Below are 14622 nucleotides of genomic sequence, written 5' to 3' on the forward strand. Positions count from 1 at the left end.
CGCCGGGCAGCGCCCGTCCCGCCCCACACCGGGCGGGCGCTTCGCGTCCACCCCGCCGGGACGGGCGCTGCCCTCAGTGTGATGCAACACTGTATTGTTTCCTTTGTATTCGTTTAATTTCAATAGTTTATATTCAGGTGTTGCGTACCCACCGTACGCACCGCTTGCCAAATCTTCAGGCCTTTGGGGCACTAATAATCCTCAGCAAAGGCGCACCAGTCCCAAGGGCCGGCAGCGCCACCTACGAACAACCTGAGGAGCGGACCATGGTCTTTGACCTGCTGCGGCGCAAAACGCCAGACCCCCAGAAATCAGGCCCCCTGAAACCGGGCCCCAATACTCCGGGCCTGGAACAGAAGACCAGCCAGACCGCCCGCGTGGTCTCCTGGCACGGCGCCGGCCGCATCGCCTGGAGCCCGCGCGACACCGTCTCGCTGACCCGCAGCGGCTTTGCCGGCAATCCGGTCACCCACCGGGTGATCCGCCTCATTGCCGAGGCCGCAGCCGCGGTGCCGCTGGTCCTGCAGGACAGCCGCCAGCGCTTTGACACCCACCCCTGGCTGGCGCTGCTGGCCCGTCCCAATCCGGCCCAGACCCAGGCCGAGATGCTGGAGGCGCTCTATGGCCACCTGCTCCTCTCCGGCAACGCCTATATCGAGATGGTCACGGCAGAAGACGCAACCCCTGCAGAACTGCACGTGCTGCGCTCCGACCGGATGAACGTGGTGCCGGGGCCGGACGGCTGGCCTGCGGGTTTTGACTATGTGGTGGGCGGGCGCAAGCACCGCTTCGCCAACGAGCCCGGCAATTCCCCGGTCTGCCATATCAAAAGCTTCCACCCGCAGGACGACCACTACGGCCTCTCACCCCTGCAGTCGGCGGCGATGGCCATTGATGTCCACAACGCCGCCTCCCGCTGGTCCAAGGCGCTGCTGGACAACGCAGCCCGCCCCTCCGGCGCGCTGGTCTGGACCGGATCCGACGGCCAGGGGCAGATGTCCGACGATCAATTCCGTAACCTAAGTGACCAGATCCAAACAAATTTCCAGGGTGCCCAGAATGCCGGCCGTCCGATGGTGCTGGAGGGCGGATTGGACTGGAAACCGATGGGCTTCTCCCCCTCGGACATGGAATTCCAGAAAACCAAGGACACCGCCGCCCGCGAAATTGCGCTGGCCTTCGGGGTGCCGCCGATGCTGATCGGCATCCCCGGCGATGCGACCTATGCCAACTACCAGGAGGCCAACCGCGCCTTCTACCGGCTGACCGTGCTGCCGCTGGTCTCCAAGGTCACCGCTGCGCTGTCCGGCTGGCTCACCGCCTGGACCGGCGAGGCGCTGACGTTGAAGCCCGACCTCGACCAGCTGCCAGCGCTCGCGGCAGAGCGCGAGGCGCAGTGGCGGCGCATCACCTCCGCGGATTTCCTCACACCCGCGGAGAAGCGGCGTCTGCTGGGGTTGCCCACAGAAACCCTGCCCACAGAGCAGACGGAGGGCGGACAGGATGACTGAGCACCCGATGCACGCATTTGATTGTTCACCGGGATTGCGCCTGTCCGCCCATGAGCGGGTGGCCCAGATCCAGAACGACGCCGTGAACCGCCGCCTCGACCGGATCGAGCAGATGATGGAGCGGCTGGAGAAACGCCTCTGGCTCACCGTCTACGGCGTTGCCGCCGTCATCCTGGCGCAGGCCTTCCAATCCTTCCTGACGGTTCAATTGCCGTAAACCCAACGACTTGCGAGGTTCAGATGATGCAGGGATCCCCCCAGCTGGAACATAAATTCGCACGCTTCGGCGAGGATCTCTCGCTGAAGGACGCAACCGAAATCAAGGGCTACGCCAGCCTGTTCGGCCAAACCGACCAGGGCGGCGACGTTGTGCAGCGCGGCGCCTATGCGGCCTCGCTCAAGGCGCTTCGCGATCAGGGCCGCACCGTCAAGATGCTGTGGCAGCACGATCCGCACCAGCCCATCGGCGTCTGGGACGAGGTGCGCGAGGACACCCGCGGGCTTTACGTCAAGGGCCGCATCCTCACCGCCACACCCAAAGGCGCTGAAGCAGCAGCCTTGATCGAGGCTGGCGCCATCGACGGACTCTCGATCGGCTACCGCACCCAGAAAGCCACCCGCGCCCCCGACGGCACCCGCCAGCTCACGCAGGTGGAACTGTGGGAGGTGTCGCTGGTCACCTTCCCGATGCTGCCCGCCGCCCGGGTGGCAGCCAAATCCTCCGCCGATGCGGAAGCACAAGCGCTGCGCGCCCTGGCCGACGGCCTGCGCCAGATCACCCGTGACCTCAGAACAGGACACCAAACATGAGCAACCAAGACCTCCCGGCCCAAACCGGGGACGCAGCGCCCCTGGCGCATGAAGTGAAACAGGCCATGACCGGCTTTCTTCATGAATTCAAGGGGTTTCAGGACGACGTGCAATCAAGGCTGAAACAGGCAGAAGAGCGAGTGACCATGCTGGACCGTAAGACAATCTCTCAGAACCGCCCCCATCTGGCAGCCAGCCAGGACGCGGGCGCCCCGCACCAGAAGGCGTTCAACGCCTACCTGCGCAACGGCGACGACGACGGCCTGCGCGGGCTTGAGCTGGACGGCAAATCCATGTCCACCGCCGTGGGCAGCGACGGCGGCTATCTGGTCGACCCGCAGACCTCCGACACCGTCAAGGCGGTGCTGAACGCCTCCGCCTCGATCCGCGCCGTGGCCTCCGTGGTGCATGTAGAGGCGTCGTCTTATGACGTGCTGATCGACCACAGCGAAATGGGCGCCGGCTGGGCCAATGAAACCGGCCCGTCCACGGAAACCTCCACCGGCAGCATCGACCGCATCTCGATCCCGCTGCACGAACTCAGCGCGCTGCCCAAGGCGTCGCAGCGGCTGCTGGACGACAGCGCCTTTGATATCGAGGGCTGGCTGGCCGGCCGCATCGCCGACAAATTCGCCCGCTCCGAGGCCGACGCCTTCATCAACGGCGACGGCGTCGACAAACCCACCGGCTTCCTCAACTACAACGTCGAGGAAAACGACAGCTGGACCTGGGGCAACATCGGCTACAAGGCCACCGGCGTCGACGGCGAGATCGGCAACGGCGACGCGATCATCGACCTGGTCTATGCGCTGGGGGCGGAATACCGTGCCAACGCCACCTTCATTCTGAACTCCAAGACCGCGGGAATGCTGCGGAAATTGAAAGACGCCGATGGCCGCTTCCTGTGGTCCGACGGCCTGGCCGCGGGCGAGCCTGCGCGCCTGATGGGCTACCCGGTGCTGATTGCCGAGGACATGCCGGACCCGGCCGCCAACAGTTTCCCCATCGCCTTCGGCGACTTCCGCGCCGGCTACACCATTGCCGAACGCCCGGACCTGCGGGTGATGCGCGACCCCTTCAGCGCCAAGCCGCATGTGCTGTTCTACGCGACCAAACGCGTCGGCGGCGACGTCAGCGACTTTGCCGCGATCAAGCTGATGAAATTCGGCCTGAGCTGACCGCTCAGCGCTGATGGCGGACCGGCAGCCCGGTCCGCCGGCTGGTACGCACCCCATATTTCCCTGCCGTCTAGCTGCTCCCCCTCCGTCCGAGCGGCAGGGAACGGTGCGTGCCGGCCGAACCTTAAAAACCGGACAGCAGATCAGGGCCGGCACAAGGGGGAGGCCCGCAGGAGTGAGATGATGATGCTGAGCGAAGTGACCCCCGTGCCCGAGGCCGCCCTGCCGCTGGCCCCCTTCAAGGCGCACCTCCGCCTGGGCACCGGCTTTGGCGAGGACAGCCTGCAGGACGAGGTGCTGATCGGCTTCCTGCGCGCCGCCGTGGCCGCGGTGGAAGGAAGAACCGGCAAGGCACTGATAACACGTGAATTTGAGATCGAGATCCGCCACTGGCGCGACCGTGGCCGGATGGTGTTTCCCATCGCCCCGGTGCAGGCCGTGACAGAGGTGATGATCCGCGGCGCCGCTGGCGCTGAGACGGTGCTGGACCCTGCCGCCTACCAACTGGAGCGCGACAGCCAGCGCCCGGCGCTGTGTCCCGCGGGCAGCCTGCTGCCGCCGATACCGGCCGGCGGTCTGGCCCGGATCACCCTTCAGGCCGGCATGGCCGCGGACTGGGGCGGCTTGCCCGCCGATCTGGGTCAGGCGGTGATGCTGCTGGCCGCGCATTACTACGAATACCGGGCCGACACCGGCCTCCATGGCGGCTGCATGCCCTTTGGCGTCACCAGCCTGATTGAACGTTACCGCACCCTGCGGCTGACATTGGGAGGCCTGGCATGAAGCACCCCCCGAACCTGACCCGCAAACTGGTGCTGGAAGACCCCCAGCGCGCCCCCGACGGCGCCGGCGGCTATGTGGAGACCTGGGTGGCGCTTGGCACCCTCTGGGCTGAGGTGAAATCTCTCAGCGGGCGCCTCAACAGCGACAGCCTGTCTTTGCAGAAATACCGTATCACCCTGCGTGCAAGCCCGGATGGCTTTGCATCCCGCCCGCGTCCGGACCAGCGGTTCCGGGACGAGGACCGCCTCTACCGTATTGATGCAGTTGCGGAAAATGGACCGGACGCCCGCTATCTCACCTGCTTCGCGGTTGCGGAGGTGAGCACATGACCTATGCCATCGCAGGCGGGCTGCAATCCGCCGTCTACACCCATCTGACCGGCGATGCGGACCTCACCGCGCTGGTCGGCAGCGCAATCTACGACGCCATCCCCGCAGGCCCCTTGCCACAGACCTATGTGGCCTTGGGATCAGAGGAGGTGCTGGACCGATCCGACAAGACCGCAGGCGGGGCCGAACATCGGTTCTTTGTCACCGTCACCACTGACATGGCTGGCTTTGCCACCGCCAAATCCGCCGCCGCCGCCGTCTGCGACGCGCTGGTCGGGGCCCAGGTGCCGCTGCCGCGCGGGCAATTGACCGGCCTGTGGTTCGACCGCGCCAAGGCAGAACGGCTCAGCACCGGCGGCAGGCAGATCACCCTGCGGTTCCGTGCGCGGGTGGATGACGTTTGACCCACAACTGCTTCCCGAAACCAATTGAAATACATGGAGAAACCCCATGACAGTTCAAAACGGCAAGGACCTCTTGGTCAAAGTGGACATGAACGGCGCTGGCCTGTTCGAAACCATCGCCGGCCTGCGCGCCACGCGCATTAGCTTCAACGCTGAAAGCGTCGATGTGACCAGCCTCGAAAGCCAGGGCGGCTGGCGCGAGCTGCTGGCCGGCGCCGGTGTGCGCTCCGCCAGCATCTCCGGCTCCGGCATTTTCCGGGATGAGGCGACGGACGAACGCGCCCGGCAGCTGTTCTTTGACGGGCTGACGCCGGAGTTCCAAGTGATCATCCCCGACTTCGGCATCGTGCAGGGGCCGTTCCAGGTCACCGCGCTGGAATATGCCGGCAGCCACAATGGCGAGGCGACCTATGAACTGTCGCTCGCCAGCGCCGGCCAGCTCAGCTTTGCGGCGGTCTGACCGATGGTGAACCCTCATGCAGGCGAGGCGGAATTGCTCGTGAATGGAACGCCTTACGCGCTGAAATTGACGCTGGGCGCGCTGGCAGGGCTCGAGGCCGCGCTGGAGGAAGGCACGCTGGTGGATCTGGTGCAGCGGTTCGAACAGGGCCGGTTTTCCGCCCGCGACGTGCTGGCGCTGCTGGCCGCAGGCCTGCAGGGCGGCGGCCATGATCTCAGCCGCGAGGACCTTGCCGCGGCCACCATTGGCGGCGGCCCGATGCAGGCGGCACGGGTGGCGGCGGAACTGCTGGTGCGCAGCTTTTCCGTGCCCGAGAGCCCATGAGCGCGCTCGACTGGCCCGCGCTGATGCGCGCAGGGATGGCGGGGCTGAAACTGCTGCCGCGCGACTTCTGGCAGCTGACCCCTGCCGAGCTGCGGCTGATGCTGGGCGATCCGACGGCGCCGCAGCCGCTGGGCCGCGACCGGCTGGCAGCCTTAATGGAGGCCTTCCCGGACACCGCCGGCCTGAAGAACAAGGAGACAACGGATGACTGACTCATCTTCGATGGCAGAACTGGAATTGCAGGGCGAGGCTTTGGGCGAAGCCCTGGACGGTGCCTCAGGAATGGCCGCCGCCTTTGCAGAAGTGCTGGGGCGGGTCAAGGAAGGATTCTCTGAGACCGGCCGTGACGCCCAGATCCTGGACCGCAGCCTTTCCAAGGGCTTGCGCCGCGCCTTTGACGGTCTTGTGTTCGACGGCGACAGCCTTTCCGAGGCGATGGAGACGCTGAGGAACAGCATGATCCGCACCACCTATAACGCGGCGATGAAGCCGGTCACCAACCATGTGGGCGGGCTGATTTCCGACGGGTTCGGCAGTCTGATCGGAAACATCCTTCCCTTCGCCAATGGCGCCGCCTTCAGCCAGGGCAAGGTGATGCCCTTTGCCAAGGGCGGCGTTGTCACCAGCCCCACAACCTTCCCGATGCGGGGTGCCACCGGACTGATGGGGGAAGCGGGGCCAGAGGCGATCCTGCCGCTCACACGCGGTGCCGATGGCTCGCTGGGCGTGCGCAGCCAGGGCGGAGGCGCGGTCAGCGTGGTGATGAATGTCTCCACTCCCGACGTCAAAGGCTTTGAACGCAGCCGCAGCCAGATTGCCGCACAGCTGTCGCGCGCGCTGAGCCGCAGCGGACGCAACCGTTAAGGATGGAGGGTAACACCATGAATTTCCACGAAGTCCGCTTTCCCGCCTCGCTCAGCTTTGGTTCCGTCGGGGGCCCCGAGCGGCGCACCGATGTGGTGACGCTGGCCAACGGGTTTGAGGAACGCAACACCCCCTGGGCGCACTCACGCCGCCGCTATGACGCGGGCCTTGGCCTGCGCGCGCTGGAGGATATCGAGGTGCTGATCGCCTTTTTCGAGGCGCGCCAGGGGCAGCTCTACGGGTTCCGCTGGAAGGATTGGAGCGATTACAAATCCGGCCGGCCCAGTGCGGAGGCCGCCTTTGACGATCAGGTGATTGCCACCGGTGACGGCAGCAGCATGACGTTCCAACTCACCAAGACTTACCGGTCGGGTGAATTCACCTATCAGCGCCCGATTGCCAAGCCGGTTGCGGGCACCGTGCGGGTCGGGATCGAGCAGGACGAGCTGCGCGAAGGCGTCGATTACGCGCTGGACACTGCCACCGGCCTCATCACCCTGGCGCACCCGCCGGAGGTCGGCCTCAGCATCAATGCAGGCTTTGAGTTTGATGTGCCGGTGCGGTTCGACACCGCCAGCATTCAGACCAGCGTGTCCTCCTTTCAAGCCGGCGAGGCGCCTGCAGTTCCGGTTGTGGAGGTGCGGGTATGACAAGCCTTTCCAGTGACTTGCGCGACCACCTTCAATCCGGAATCACAACTGTGTGCCGTGCCTGGGCGCTGGAGCGGCGCGACGGAACGGTGCTGGGATTTACCGACCATGACTGCGTGCTGTCCTTTGACGGCATCACGTTCCAGCCCGGCAGCGGGCTGACCGCGCGGGCGGTGCAGCAGGCCACCGGCCTGTCGGTCGACAACACCGAGGCGCTGGGAGTGCTGAGCGACGCTGCGGTGCGCGAGGAGGACATCGAGGCAGGCCGGTTTGACGGCGCGCAGGTGCGCTGCTGGCTGGTCAATTGGCAGGACGTCAGCATGCGGTGGCTGCAGTTCCGAGGCTCCATCGGCGAGATCCGCCGGGCAGGCGGTGCCTTTGAGGCAGAGCTGCGCGGGCTGACCGAAGCGCTGAACCAGCCGCTGGGGCGGATTTACCAGAAGCCCTGCACGGCTGTGCTGGGCAGCAGCACCTGCGGTTTCGATCTGGAAACGCCCGGATATGCCACTGACGTTGCGGTGGCGGAGACCAACCGCAGCGAGGCATTCCGCTGGGACGCCTTGCCGGGGTTTGAGCCCGGCTGGTTTGCCGATGGTCGGCTGACGGTCCTCAGCGGTGCGGCAGAGGGGCTGTGGGCTGCCATCAAGGCGGACCGCAGCGATGCCGAGGGCCGCAGGATTACCCTGTGGGAGCCGGTGCGCGCCGCGGTGCAGCCGGGTGACATGGTCCGGCTGCAGGCCGGCTGCGATAAACGCATGGAGACCTGCCGGCTGAAGTTCAACAACCTTCTGAACTTTCAGGGGTTTCCCGACATTCCGGGCGAAGACTGGGTGATGGCGGTGCCGCGCCAGTCCGGCACCAACACCGGGGGCAGCCGCAGATGAGCCGGGTGGTGGAGGCCGCGCGCGGCTGGATCGGCACGCCCTATGTGCATCAGGCGTCCTGCAAAGGGGCGGGCTGCGATTGCCTGGGGCTGATCCGGGGGCTGTGGCGCGAACTGCTGGGCGCTGAGCCGGAGCTGCCGCCCGCCTACACGATGGACTGGTCCGAACCTCAGGGCGCCGAGGCGCTGTGGCAGGCCGCGGCACGGCATCTAGCGGCGAAGCCGCTGGATGCGGCGGCCCCCGGCGATGTGATCCTGTTCCGGATGCGGGAGGGATCGGTGGCCAAGCATCTGGGGGTGCAGGCTGTCGTTTGTACCAAAGAAATGAGGGCTGCGTCTGCCTGGGCGGGCGCGAATGCGCCTGCTGGGGGGCAGGCAGGCGCAGCCCGGCGGTGCCGCCGGGCGAAACAGGTATGCAGTGTCCCCTCCTTCATCCACGCCTATGCCGGCCACGGGGTTGTCGAAAGCCCGCTGAGCCCGCCCTGGCAGCGCCGCATCGTGGCGCGGTTTCACTTCCCTGGCACGTCCTGACAAAGGAGCTGATCTGATGGCAACCATTCTTCTCTCTGCCGCCGGCGCGGCGATTGGCGGCGCAATTGGCGGCTCGGTCGCGGGGCTGTCCTCAGCCGTCATCGGCAGAGCGGTCGGCGCCACATTAGGACGGCTGATTGACCAGCGCCTGATGGGTTCAGGCGCGGAGCCGGTGGAGACAGGCAAAGTGGACCGTTTCCGCCTGACCCAGGCCAGCGAGGGCGTGCCGGTGGCGCAGGTCTATGGCCGGATGCGGCTGGGCGGTCAGGTGATCTGGTCCTCCCGCTTTCTGGAGACAGTCACTGTCACTCCCGGCAGCGGTGGCGGCGGCAAGGGCAGCCCCCGGCCGCCGCAGCCGCAGGTGACCAGCTACAGTTATTCGGTGTCGCTGGCGGTTGCGCTCTGCGAGGGTGAGGTCGCCAGCATCTCCCGTGTTTGGGCCGATGGCGAGGAAGTGGCACCGAAGGATCTGAACATGACCGTCTACCGCGGCACTGCGGACCAGCTGCCGGACCCGGTGATGGAGGCGGTCGAGGGCGCAGGCCAGGTGCCCGCCTACCGCGGCACGGCTTATGTGGTGATGGAGAATGTGCAGCTGGCGCGGTTCGGCAACCGGGTGCCGCAGTTCTCCTTTGATGTGCTGCGTCCTGAGCAGCCTGCCAGCAGCACCTATGAGCAGGATCTGGGGCAGCTGGTGCAGGGGGTGGCGCTGATGCCGGGCACGGGCGAGTATGCGCTGGCGCCTGACACGGTGATGTATTCCGGCGGGCCGGGGGATATGAAACCCGCCAATCAGCACACGCCCTCGGGGATGAGCGACCTCAAGACCTCTCTTAACGCCTTGAACGCGGAATTGCCCTCCTGCGGTGCGGCGTCCCTGATCGTGTCCTGGTTCGGTAATGATCTGCGCTGCGGCGCCTGTTCAATAAAGCCGAAGGTCGAGCATAAGTATACAGAGGGCAGCCTGCCGTGGTCCGCAGGGGGGCTGAACCGGGCGTCTGCCGAACAGGTGCTGCGGGAAAACGGTACGCCGCTTTATGGCGGCACGCCGGCCGATGCCGCGGTGGTGCAGGCCATCCGCGAGATGCAGGCGCGGGGCCTTCGGGTGATGTTCTATCCCTTTATCCTGATGGATCAGGCCGCGGGCAACACGCTGCCCGACCCCTGGACCGGCGAGGACGGCCAGCCGCATCTGCCGTGGCGCGGCCGGATCACCTTGTCGGTGGCACCAGGCCAGGCCGGGTCCCCCGATGGCACCGCGGCGGCGGATGCGGAAGTGGCGGAGTTTTTTGGCACTGTTACGGCGGCGCATTTCACCGTGGGGGACGGCACCGTCACCTACAGCGGGCCTGACGAATGGAGCCTCAGCCGCTTCATCCTGCACAATGCGGCGCTGTGTGCGGCGGCAGGCGGGGTGGAGGCGTTCTGCATCAGCTCCGAGATGCGCAGCCTGACCCAGATCCGCGGTGCCAATGGCTTCCCGGCGGTTCAGCGGCTGAAGGCGCTGGCGGCAGAAGTGCGCAGCCTGCTGGGTCCGGGCACCAGGATCGGCTATGCCGCCGACTGGTCGGAGTACTGGGGCTATCAATCGCCGGAGGGCGACCGCTACTTTCACCTCGACCCGCTGTGGGCGGATGCCAATATCGACTTTGTCGGCATCGATAATTACATGCCGCTGTCCGACTGGCGCGAGCGCAGCGACCATCTGGACGCGCAGGCGGGCGTGCCGTCGGTCTATGACCTCGATTACCTGCGCGGCAACGTGGAGGGTGGCGAGGGGTTTGACTGGTATTACCACTCCCCCCAGGCGCGGGAGGCGCAGATCCGCACCCCGATCACCGATGGCGCCCATGATGAGCCCTGGGTGTGGCGCTACAAGGATATCCGCAGCTGGTGGACTGAGACGCATCATGAGCGCATCGGCGGGGTGCGGCAGGCTGCGCCGACAGACTGGGTGCCGCAATCAAAGCCGATCTGGTTCACCGAACTGGGCTGCGCGGCGATCGACAAGGGCACCAATCAGCCCAACAAGTTCCTGGATCCGAAAAGTTCTGAATCGAAACTGCCGCGTTATTCCAACGGGTTGCGGGACGATCTGATGCAGATCCAGTACCTGCGCGCCTTTCTGGGTTATTGGGGCGAGGCCGCCAATAATCCCGTGTCCGAGGATTACGGCGGGCCAATGCTGGATATGTCCAACGCCTATGTCTGGGCCTGGGATGCGCGCTCGTTTCCGGCCTTCCCGAGCCGCATGGAGATCTGGAACGACGGCGAAAACTACCTGCGCGGCCATTGGCTGAACGGGCGCGCCGGACAGCGGACGCTGGCCTCTGTGGTGGAGGAGATCTGCCGCAGCGCGGGCCTTTATGACATTGATACAACCGGTCTTTACGGCGTGGTGCATGGTTTCGTGAACCCGGATGTGGCAGACGCCCGCGCGGTGCTGCAGCCGCTGATGCTGCGGCACGGGTTTGACGCGGTGGAGCGCGACGGGGTGCTGCGGTTCCGGATGCGCAAGGGCAGCGTGACTGAGGCGCTGACGCTGGAGCATCTGGCTGACAGCGACGAGACGGACGGCAGCCTGGAATTGGCCCGCGCCAGCGAAGCGGAACTGGCGGGCCGGGTGCGGCTGCGGTTCACCGAATGGGGCGGCGACCATGCCGCCGGCTCGGTTGAGGCAGTCCTGCCCGATGAGGAGACGCATAGTGTCAGCCAGAATGAGCTGCCCTTGTCGCTCACCCGGGCCGAGGCGCGCCAGACTGTTGCCCGCTGGCTGGCAGAGGCGCGGATTTCCCGCGATATGGCGCGGTTCACCCTGCCACCCTCGCTGCTGCATCTGGGGGCCGGCGACGTGGTCTCTTTGCCGGTGGAGGGTAAGGACCAGCTTTACCGTATCGATCGGGTGGAGCAGGCGGAGGCGCAGGTGATTGAGGCGGTGCGGATAGAACCCGGCACCTATGATTTGGCCGCGGTGGCAGAGGAGCTGCCGGGCGTCAACGCCTTTGCCGCACCCGGCCCGGTGCTGCCGTTGTTCATGGACCTGCCGCTGATGCGCGGCGATGAGGTGCCGCACGCGCCGCATCTGGCGCTGACGGCGCGGGCCTGGCCCGGCAGCGTGGCGGTTTATGGTTCGGAGGCGGATGAGAATTACGCGCTGGAACAAGTGGTTGCGGCACGGCAGGTGATCGGCGTCACGGAAGCGCCGCTGTTTGCCGCCGGGGCCGGGCGCTGGGATCTGGGGGCGGATTTGCAGGTGAAGCTGATCTCCGGCAGCTTGGAAAGCCGTACGGTTGAGGCGGTGTTGAACGGCGCCAATGCGGCTGCCATCGGCGATGGCACCGCGGGCAATTGGGAGCTGTTCCAGTTCCGCGAGGCAGAGCTGATTGCGCCGCAGACCTACCTGCTGCGAGGCCGGTTGCGCGGCCAGCTTGGCAGTGATGCGCTGATTCCGGAGGTCTGGCCTGCGGGATCTTATGTGGTGCTGCTGGACGGCGCGCCGGTGCAGATGGAACTGGCGCCGGAACAGCGCCGCAGGGTGCGCCATTACCGGATCGGCCCGGCGCGGCGCGCGCTGGAGGATCCATCCTATCTGCATCTGCAGGAGAGTTTCGAGGGCGTCGGCCTGCGGCCCTATGCGCCGGTGCATCTGCGGCTGAGCGGCGCTTTAGGGCAGGATGTTTCAGCGAACTGGATCCGCCGCACCCGGATCGAGGGCGACAGCTGGGAGCTGGATGAGGTGCCGCTGGGCGAGGAGATCGAATCCTACCGCATCCGGGTGATGCGCGGCGCAACTGTGCTGCGGGAGGAGATCTCTGCCACGCCGTCCTGGGCCTATCCGGCCGGGGCGCAGGCGCTGGACGGGGTGCAGGCGGGCGACGTGCTGGAAGTGGCGCAGCGCTCGGCGCGGTTTGGCGCCGGGGCGGCGGCAGAGGTGGTGCTGGGATGATACGCCCGGTGCTCCCCGGCGATGTGTCCGCGGTGGCGCGGGTGCTGTTGCTGGTGCCCGAAAGTGAGCGCCTTGCCCTGTGCCGCCGGATATTCGGGGACGCTGCAGAGGCCGCGGCGCATTGCACCTTGCTGGGCCGGCTTCATCCGCGCTGGGGCGACGGCAGCTTGAGTGCTGTTTCCCGGCGGTTTGCGCTGGCAGATGAGCCGTTTCTGGACGATCCCGAGTATCTCAGCTGCACGCGGCTGGTGCTGCGGGAGCTGGCAGCGGTGCTCGAAACGGACCGGGAGGCTCACGCCCGGCAGGCTGGCGGGGTCAAGGAGGGCCGCAGGCCCCCGCGCCCTGGCGCGGCTTGTCCTTGAGGCTGCCGGACTGGCTATAAACTTGCACAAGCGTCTTGAGGACGCAGATTGCGCCCTCAAGCGCTTCTCAGCAAAGTCTTTTCTGCATCAGTAACTGCGAGTCTTCCGGCGCACAAATTGACTGCAAAGGCTGATGCCAGGCGGCAGCGCCGCGCACCTGCGGTGCGCGGCGCCGGTCGTTTCGGGCGCAGCCCGAAGCGAAAGACCTCCAGGCGGGTTTATCCCGAAGCACAGGAAATGCACATGAGCGCGGCCGGATCCAGTTGCAGCCGCTTCAGGGCGATGTCCTCTCCGCAGTCCTCGCAAAACCCGTATTCGCCCTCGTCCATGCGGGCCAGCGCAGCCTGCAGGCGCTGGGTTTCCAGCTGGCGGCGGGCACCTTGCGCCTTGGCCATTGCCTGCATCTGCAAAGCATCCATGCGCGAAAGGCGGCCGACCATTTGCTGGTCCAGTTCAACCACCTCTTGGGCGTCCGCACCGCGGGCATCCTCTGCCGCCAGTTCCGCAAGCCGGATGGTGATCTGCTGCTTCAGCCCCGCCTGATCGGACTCATTCATTTTGAAAATATGCCTCATCACGGGTTTGCGTTTGCTGCAAACCACCTTAGATGGGTAGTCTGAGCGGAGAAAGGACCTTGACCCATGGCAAAAACACAGCAAGCCGTTACTCCGGTGGATCCCGTATGGGACCGCATCACCCGCGAAGCTGAGGAGGCCATTGCCGCCCAGCCGCTGATGGGCGGGCTGATTCACGCCTGTATCCTGCACCACAAGACGCTGGAAAAGGCGCTGTCGTACCGGATTGCCGCCAAGCTCTGCTCGAACGAAATGTCGATGATGGTGCTGCGCGAGATCGTTGACGAGGCCTATGAAACCTGCCCGGAACTGCTGGAAGCCGCGCGCGCCGACCTGATGGCGATCAACGAGCGCGACCCGGCGAGCCACCGGCTGCTGCAGCCGATCCTCTACTTCAAGGGGTTCCAGGCGGTGCAGGCCTACCGGGTCAGCCATTACCTGTGGGACAAGGGGCAGAAGGATCTGGCCTATTTCTTCCAGATGCGCACGTCGGAGATTTTCGGGATCGACATCCACCCTGGTGCCCGGATCGGCAAGGGGATCATGATCGACCATGCCCATTCCATCGTGATTGGCGAAACCGCGGTGGTGGGCGACAATGTGTCGATGCTGCATTCGGTGACCCTGGGCGGCACCGGCAAGGAAGAGCAGGACCGCCATCCCAAGATCGGTGACGGTGTGCTGATCGGCGCCGGCGCCAAGGTCCTGGGCAACATCAAGGTTGGCCATTGCAGCCGCATTGCTGCCGGGTCTGTGGTGCTGTCGGAGGTTCCGCCTTGCACCACGGTTGCTGGCGTGCCTGCCAAGATCGTGGGCGAAGCAGGCTGTGACCAGCCGTCGATCAACATGGACCAGGTGGTGCCGGCGGGATCTCCCTCAGCGGAGTGAGGCGCCTGGCTGCGGCTTGGGAAATTGAGTATTTTTGCAAAGAAGAAGGGGCGGGTTCCGCCCCTTTTTTGATGTTTGATTGTGCGGTGAATTTTGTTTTGCGGGAACGGGTTGCAGGCGGCAG

General features: G+C 65.9%; 18 protein-coding genes. 17 read left to right on the forward strand and 1 reads right to left on the reverse strand.

The genetic code is table 11. The annotated features are described in order from the left end of the window. The first annotated feature begins 266 nt into the window (after positions 1-266). The 16 genes from RA26_RS08645 to RA26_RS08720 all read left to right on the forward strand — a co-directional run bounded on the left by RA26_RS08645 (position 267) and on the right by RA26_RS08720 (position 13035). On the forward strand, positions 267-1511 hold the full coding sequence (locus tag RA26_RS08645) for a phage portal protein (protein WP_039182697.1): 1245 nt from the start codon (positions 267-269) through the stop codon (positions 1509-1511). Further along, the gene (locus RA26_RS08650; RefSeq protein WP_039182700.1) at positions 1504-1728 is read left to right on the forward strand and encodes a GTA head formation protein, RCAP_rcc01685 family; all 225 of its coding nucleotides are present in this window, start codon (positions 1504-1506) and stop codon (positions 1726-1728) included. The genes RA26_RS08645 and RA26_RS08650 overlap by 8 nt, the downstream gene beginning before the upstream one ends. A 26-nt stretch (positions 1729-1754) precedes the next feature. After that, positions 1755-2321: an HK97 family phage prohead protease gene (locus RA26_RS08655; RefSeq protein WP_446720173.1), complete on the forward strand. Its 567-nt coding sequence runs from the start codon at positions 1755-1757 to the stop codon at positions 2319-2321. After that, positions 2318-3499: a phage major capsid protein gene (locus RA26_RS08660; RefSeq protein WP_039182703.1), complete on the forward strand. Its 1182-nt coding sequence runs from the start codon at positions 2318-2320 to the stop codon at positions 3497-3499. The genes RA26_RS08655 and RA26_RS08660 overlap by 4 nt, the downstream gene beginning before the upstream one ends. A 183-nt stretch (positions 3500-3682) precedes the next feature. Then, complete coding sequence (locus RA26_RS08665; RefSeq protein WP_039183400.1) at positions 3683-4282, forward strand: head-tail connector protein; 600 nt, start codon at positions 3683-3685, stop codon at positions 4280-4282. Then, positions 4279-4611 carry a head-tail adaptor protein gene (locus RA26_RS08670; protein ID WP_039182705.1) on the forward strand — a complete coding sequence of 111 codons (333 nt, stop codon included), beginning with the start codon at positions 4279-4281 and terminating at the stop codon, positions 4609-4611. The genes RA26_RS08665 and RA26_RS08670 overlap by 4 nt, the downstream gene beginning before the upstream one ends. Then, on the forward strand, positions 4608-5015 hold the full coding sequence (locus RA26_RS08675) for a DUF3168 domain-containing protein (protein WP_039182708.1): 408 nt from the start codon (positions 4608-4610) through the stop codon (positions 5013-5015). The genes RA26_RS08670 and RA26_RS08675 overlap by 4 nt, the downstream gene beginning before the upstream one ends. 46 nt (positions 5016-5061) lie before the next feature. Next, entirely contained in the window at positions 5062-5475 is a 414-nt protein-coding gene (locus RA26_RS08680; RefSeq protein ID WP_039170035.1) for a phage major tail protein, TP901-1 family, read from the forward strand. Positions 5476-5478: 3 nt separating this feature from the next. Then, a complete protein-coding gene (locus RA26_RS08685; protein ID WP_039182711.1) occupies positions 5479-5799 on the forward strand; it encodes a gene transfer agent family protein in 321 nt (106 codons plus the stop codon). After that, positions 5796-6011, forward strand: a complete 216-nt coding sequence (locus tag RA26_RS08690) for a rcc01693 family protein (RefSeq protein ID WP_039182713.1) — start codon at positions 5796-5798, stop codon at positions 6009-6011. The genes RA26_RS08685 and RA26_RS08690 overlap by 4 nt, the downstream gene beginning before the upstream one ends. Then, a complete protein-coding gene (locus RA26_RS08695) occupies positions 6004-6663 on the forward strand; it encodes a phage tail tape measure protein (RefSeq protein ID WP_039182715.1) in 660 nt (219 codons plus the stop codon). The genes RA26_RS08690 and RA26_RS08695 overlap by 8 nt, the downstream gene beginning before the upstream one ends. A gap of 17 nt (positions 6664-6680) precedes the next feature. Then, the gene (locus RA26_RS08700) at positions 6681-7313 is read left to right on the forward strand and encodes a DUF2460 domain-containing protein (protein ID WP_039183402.1); all 633 of its coding nucleotides are present in this window, start codon (positions 6681-6683) and stop codon (positions 7311-7313) included. Beyond that, entirely contained in the window at positions 7310-8197 is an 888-nt protein-coding gene (locus RA26_RS08705; protein WP_039182717.1) for a DUF2163 domain-containing protein, read from the forward strand. The genes RA26_RS08700 and RA26_RS08705 overlap by 4 nt, the downstream gene beginning before the upstream one ends. Continuing rightward, on the forward strand, positions 8194-8727 hold the full coding sequence (locus tag RA26_RS08710; RefSeq protein WP_039182719.1) for a peptidase: 534 nt from the start codon (positions 8194-8196) through the stop codon (positions 8725-8727). Before RA26_RS08705 ends, RA26_RS08710 begins: the two co-directional genes overlap by 4 nt. Positions 8728-8743: 16 nt before the next feature. Continuing rightward, positions 8744-12673 (forward strand): baseplate multidomain protein megatron, encoded by a 3930-nt coding sequence (locus RA26_RS08715; protein WP_039182721.1) that lies wholly within the window; start codon positions 8744-8746, stop codon positions 12671-12673. Next, positions 12670-13035 carry a DUF7742 family protein gene (locus tag RA26_RS08720; protein ID WP_052272356.1) on the forward strand — a complete coding sequence of 122 codons (366 nt, stop codon included), beginning with the start codon at positions 12670-12672 and terminating at the stop codon, positions 13033-13035. Before RA26_RS08715 ends, RA26_RS08720 begins: the two co-directional genes overlap by 4 nt. A gap of 218 nt (positions 13036-13253) precedes the next feature. Here the strand turns inward: RA26_RS08720 and RA26_RS08725 are convergent, their stop codons facing one another. Then, a complete protein-coding gene (locus RA26_RS08725) occupies positions 13254-13592 on the reverse strand; it encodes a TraR/DksA family transcriptional regulator (RefSeq protein ID WP_039183408.1) in 339 nt (112 codons plus the stop codon). Between the two features lie 84 nt (positions 13593-13676). Here RA26_RS08725 and cysE point away from each other — a divergent pair, with 84 nt between their 5' ends. Beyond that, entirely contained in the window at positions 13677-14498 is an 822-nt protein-coding gene (gene cysE / locus RA26_RS08730; protein ID WP_039182723.1) for a serine O-acetyltransferase, read from the forward strand. Positions 14499-14622: the final 124 nt, after the last annotated feature.

The sequence above is a fragment of the Leisingera sp. ANG-M7 genome, assembly GCF_000813965.1.
GTDB lineage: Bacteria > Pseudomonadota > Alphaproteobacteria > Rhodobacterales > Rhodobacteraceae > Leisingera.

Bases quoted from the DNA above. Each gene is read 5' to 3' on its own strand.
- RA26_RS08645 (WP_039182697.1), top strand. From the start codon at position 267: ATGGTCTTTGACCTGCTGCGGCGCAAAACGCCAGACCCCCAGAAATCA.
- RA26_RS08650 (WP_039182700.1), top strand. From the start codon at position 1,504: ATGACTGAGCACCCGATGCACGCATTTGATTGTTCACCGGGATTGCGC.
- RA26_RS08655 (WP_446720173.1), top strand. From the start codon at position 1,755: ATGCAGGGATCCCCCCAGCTGGAACATAAATTCGCACGCTTCGGCGAG.
- RA26_RS08660 (WP_039182703.1), top strand. From the start codon at position 2,318: ATGAGCAACCAAGACCTCCCGGCCCAAACCGGGGACGCAGCGCCCCTG.
- RA26_RS08665 (WP_039183400.1), top strand. From the start codon at position 3,683: ATGATGCTGAGCGAAGTGACCCCCGTGCCCGAGGCCGCCCTGCCGCTG.
- RA26_RS08670 (WP_039182705.1), top strand. From the start codon at position 4,279: ATGAAGCACCCCCCGAACCTGACCCGCAAACTGGTGCTGGAAGACCCC.
- RA26_RS08675 (WP_039182708.1), top strand. From the start codon at position 4,608: ATGACCTATGCCATCGCAGGCGGGCTGCAATCCGCCGTCTACACCCAT.
- RA26_RS08680 (WP_039170035.1), top strand. From the start codon at position 5,062: ATGACAGTTCAAAACGGCAAGGACCTCTTGGTCAAAGTGGACATGAAC.
- RA26_RS08685 (WP_039182711.1), top strand. From the start codon at position 5,479: ATGGTGAACCCTCATGCAGGCGAGGCGGAATTGCTCGTGAATGGAACG.
- RA26_RS08690 (WP_039182713.1), top strand. From the start codon at position 5,796: ATGAGCGCGCTCGACTGGCCCGCGCTGATGCGCGCAGGGATGGCGGGG.
- RA26_RS08695 (WP_039182715.1), top strand. From the start codon at position 6,004: ATGACTGACTCATCTTCGATGGCAGAACTGGAATTGCAGGGCGAGGCT.
- RA26_RS08700 (WP_039183402.1), top strand. From the start codon at position 6,681: ATGAATTTCCACGAAGTCCGCTTTCCCGCCTCGCTCAGCTTTGGTTCC.
- RA26_RS08705 (WP_039182717.1), top strand. From the start codon at position 7,310: ATGACAAGCCTTTCCAGTGACTTGCGCGACCACCTTCAATCCGGAATC.
- RA26_RS08710 (WP_039182719.1), top strand. From the start codon at position 8,194: ATGAGCCGGGTGGTGGAGGCCGCGCGCGGCTGGATCGGCACGCCCTAT.
- RA26_RS08715 (WP_039182721.1), top strand. From the start codon at position 8,744: ATGGCAACCATTCTTCTCTCTGCCGCCGGCGCGGCGATTGGCGGCGCA.
- RA26_RS08720 (WP_052272356.1), top strand. From the start codon at position 12,670: ATGATACGCCCGGTGCTCCCCGGCGATGTGTCCGCGGTGGCGCGGGTG.
- RA26_RS08725 (WP_039183408.1), bottom strand. From the start codon at position 13,592: ATGAATGAGTCCGATCAGGCGGGGCTGAAGCAGCAGATCACCATCCGG.
- cysE (WP_039182723.1), top strand. From the start codon at position 13,677: ATGGCAAAAACACAGCAAGCCGTTACTCCGGTGGATCCCGTATGGGAC.